Genomic DNA, 3,764 nt, shown 5'->3' on the forward strand with positions numbered 1-3,764 from the left:
GGGGGCGGGGGGAGGGGGGGGCGGGGCCTAAATTTATGATTTCAATAGGAACTGTCAGCGCCTGACCGAACTTCAGCAGTAGCTCGTACAGCTTCCATTCCGTCTCGGCACCCTCTTTCTCGCTATCGACGAACATCTTCATCTGTTCGGCCAGCGCTTCCGATGTATCGATGCCGTCGCCGCGCCATTGTTTGAAGTGGGAGGGCGTGAGGAGAAACGACTTGCAGCCCAGGCCCGGCGGAGACATAGCAACAAGATCTTCGCTGCCCTTGATGCGCTCAATCGACTTCCCAATCCTGGCTCGTGCGATGTCGGAAATCGTTGAGAATCCCGCAGTCTTGGCCTGCTCTGTGTCGACGGGCTCAGGGAGCTGGATGGCGACGAATCGACGTCGCCCACCATCACGAGCATTCTGCTCAAGCACCGCATGGGCCGTTGTCGCCGATCCTGCAAAAAAATCCACGACGAGGCAGTCCTTATCAGCTACATCCGTGGCCATCTCGACAAACTGCCGAACGACTTCATCATCCTTTGGGTAATCGAAATAGGTGCCGCCCAGTAATTTTCCGAGTCGCTCGGATGCAGATCGTGTCGGCTGGTAGAACACACTTTGCGGCGTGACTGTGTCAGTTTCGTGCAAGTACCGTCGCACCATGACGCTTGTTTGCGAAATGAAGCTAATGCGATCGTGCATTACAAGTTTATTGAACTCCTCCTGATCGAATGCCCAGCCTCGATTGGCGCGAAGTGGGATCTCCGCATTGGTCCTTGGATTCATCAACTTGAACTTACGTCCTCCTGGCGCCGTAGGATCGTCTTCCTTATAGACCCCATTCTTGTCGATGTAGCGAAAACGACGATGTGCAAAAGATGGCGTCGCCTTGTTGGCTCTGTACCACGCAGCAAGATCCGCCGATGCCGAATCGAAATCATCCCCATACTGAACTCTTAGTCGTTCGACTTCCCGCAGGATGGGATCCACTCCATCCTTTGCCAGAGCCCAAACCTTAGGTACAGAGGGAAGAGATTTGGCATACGTGAGCACATATTCGTGATTCACACCGATTTGATCAGCAGTGTTCTTCGACGCACCTTCCCATACCATCTGGGCTACGAAATTTTCTTCTCCTAACACCTCATTCATCAACAACCGCAGGTTGTGCACTTCATTGTCGTCGCACGACACGAAGATCACTCCGTCCTCCCGCAACAGATTTCTCGCGATGTAAAGCCGCGGCAGCATCATCGACAGCCAGTTGCTGTGGTAGTGACCGCTCTCCTTGCTGTTCTTGCGGAAGAAGCCTTCCCTCATCAACGTGCCGTCGTCATTCAGCTCGTTGATGCGGCGCAGATAGTCTTCCTTGCTCTCCTGGAACCGGTCCGGATAGATGAAGCTGTCGGAACCGGTGTTGTAGGGCGGGTCGATATAGATGAGTTTGACCTTGCCGAAATACGCCTTCTGCAACACCTTGAGCACTTCGAGGTTTTCGCCTTCGATGAAGACATGCTGCGCCTCGTCGAAGTTGATCGACTTGTCCCGCTCGGGACGTAGCGTTGCCGTGGACGGCGTTTGCAGCACGCGGTAGGCGTCGCTCTTGCCGGCCCAGTTGAGCGCATAACGTTCGCCACCATCGATCACCGCAGATTCGCCCAGTGCACGCTTGAGCGCTGCAACGTCAAGCCTGCCCTCGGAGAGCGCTTCCGGAATCAGCGCGGCCAGTTGTTCGCGAAGCCGATGAACGGGATTGGGCGAAGCGCCCGGATCTGTGGTTTTGTCAGTCATGGTCTTGTGCATCGTCGATTTGCTGGGCTGCTCGGTAAGCCTGCTGCGGATCGTTCGGCTCGTCCGGATTGGTCATCGCGATCAACCGCTGCGCCATCAGCGGTCGCAGGTAGCTCTGGCGAAGCGTTTCCGCCATCCGCCCGGTCAGCCGTGCCAGTTCCTCGGCACGCCATGAACGGACACGACAGAGTTCCACGATCAGTTGCCGCAGATCTTCGGGTCGGGCTCGCCTGCCCAGGCCGCCAACGCGGGCTGCCAGTTCACCCGGCAGCTCGTTCAGCAGGGCGTCCCGCTCCGGGTCGCGCGGATCAGGGTTACTGGATAAGTCGGCAGGGTTACTGGATAAGTCGGGGAGGTTACTGGATAAGCCATGGGGGTTACTGGATACCCCTCCCTCCTCCCCTGTCCCGATCAGCCGCGACGTCGGTTGATAGCAGGTCGCCGAGCCCCTGCCCTTCTGTGTCAACAGCCCGGCATCGCGCAAGCGACGCAGGGCCTGGCTTGCCATCAAGGCGTCCACCTTGTTCAGGCCCCGGTAGTCGGCATTGTCGATCTCGCCGACTTCGCGCACGACAATCAGTGCGCGCGCCTCCGCCTCGGTCAGATTCAGATCCCGGAATCGACCCAGCCATCGAATGTCCTCATCGCCGAGGAAGTGATGGAAGAAGTAACGGGCAACGAACTGATCGGCACTGCGGTCAGATTCGAAAAACGGCGGCGTCAGCCCTGCCGCATCCATCATCTCCCGCATGACCCGGATACCACTGCCCTTGGTCTCGGCAAACCGGGTTTCGTGCAGAACCGCCGCGATGCAGGGATTGCGAGGCTGAGAGCCCGGCTCGCCCAGATGCTCCGGTGACTTCAAAGAGAAGCCTGGATTACGGATCTCCAGACGATTGGCATAGCGGATGATCTGCACCGGCGCATTGCTGCGGTAGCTGCGATGCATCAGCGCGTTCACGAGCGCTTCGCGAATCACCCGCTGCGGAATGACCGGCTTGTCCTCGCGCTGGAGTTCGCCCTCCTTCAAACCGAACCCCTTCGGCAAGTCGTCCAGAATGGCGGCCTGCGCACGGCGGATGAGCCGGAACAGCGAGTCGCGGATCTCCACGGAATCGAAGCGGCGCTCCGGATCGGGAATCCACTCGCGACCGGGCACGCGAATGTAGTCGACGCGCGTCATTGGAAAGCAGCGGCGCAGTGCCTGAACTTTCCCGAACAGGATCAGACCTGCAACAGTGGGATGAAGCATGTTTCCGCCATCGCGACGAACCGCCTTCAGTGCGAGCAGCAGTTCTTCATCCGGCCAACGCAGCTCTTCTGCATCGGGATTGGCCTGCGCACGGGATTGGCGGTAGTCGGCAATCGCTTCTGCGGACAGGTCCTCCATGGTGGCATCGCAGACGATGCCTGCATCAAAGCTTTCCTGACCACGACTCTGGAAGAACAACGACAGGTCATCTTCGGTACAACGCTGGTCGGTACTGCCGATACGCCTGAACGCGCCTCTCGGCAGTCCCTGTGCCTTGAAGAAAATCGGCTTCTCGTGCGACTGCGCTTCCGGCACGGTGACGACCAGCACCGTCTTGCCGTCGACGCTTTCGCGGTGAATGTCGACGCGAACCGGCCGATTGAACGTAGTGGCACACTGACTGGCGAGATCGGCCGTCAGCTTGTCGGGATCATCGATTCCTTCGACTTCATAAGCCGGGAAAAGCGCCAGATCTTCCCTGACCACACCCAGCAATATCCAGCCGCCGCCAAGCCCCGGTTCATTCGACAGCGAACAAACCGTTTCGAGCAGAGACTTGCCGACTTCCCGCGCGCGCTTCGCCTCGATGCGTTCGTGCTCGTCGAGGAGATTGAGATTTTCGAGCAGTTCCTGAGCAGTCACGGCGCCGACCCGCACGACACCGACCGCATCAATCTTCCGCCAGCTGCCTGAAATCCACCCCGAGCGAGCGCAGCTTGCGATACAGGT

2 protein-coding genes are annotated in these 3,764 nt (G+C 58.6%); both read right to left on the reverse strand.

Annotated features, from left to right (window positions below):
- On the reverse strand, positions 1 to 1,795 hold a 1,795-nt coding region (locus V7D81_RS09495; protein ID WP_324316038.1), incomplete at its 3' end, for a site-specific DNA-methyltransferase.
- Positions 1,776 to 3,764: ATP-binding protein (locus tag V7D81_RS09500; RefSeq protein ID WP_324316040.1), on the reverse strand; the 1,989-nt coding region annotated here is incomplete at its 5' end. The genes V7D81_RS09500 and V7D81_RS09495, both read right to left, overlap by 20 nt.

It is taken from the genome of Povalibacter sp. (assembly GCF_036735925.1).
Classification (GTDB): Bacteria; Pseudomonadota; Gammaproteobacteria; order Steroidobacterales; family Steroidobacteraceae; genus Steroidobacter.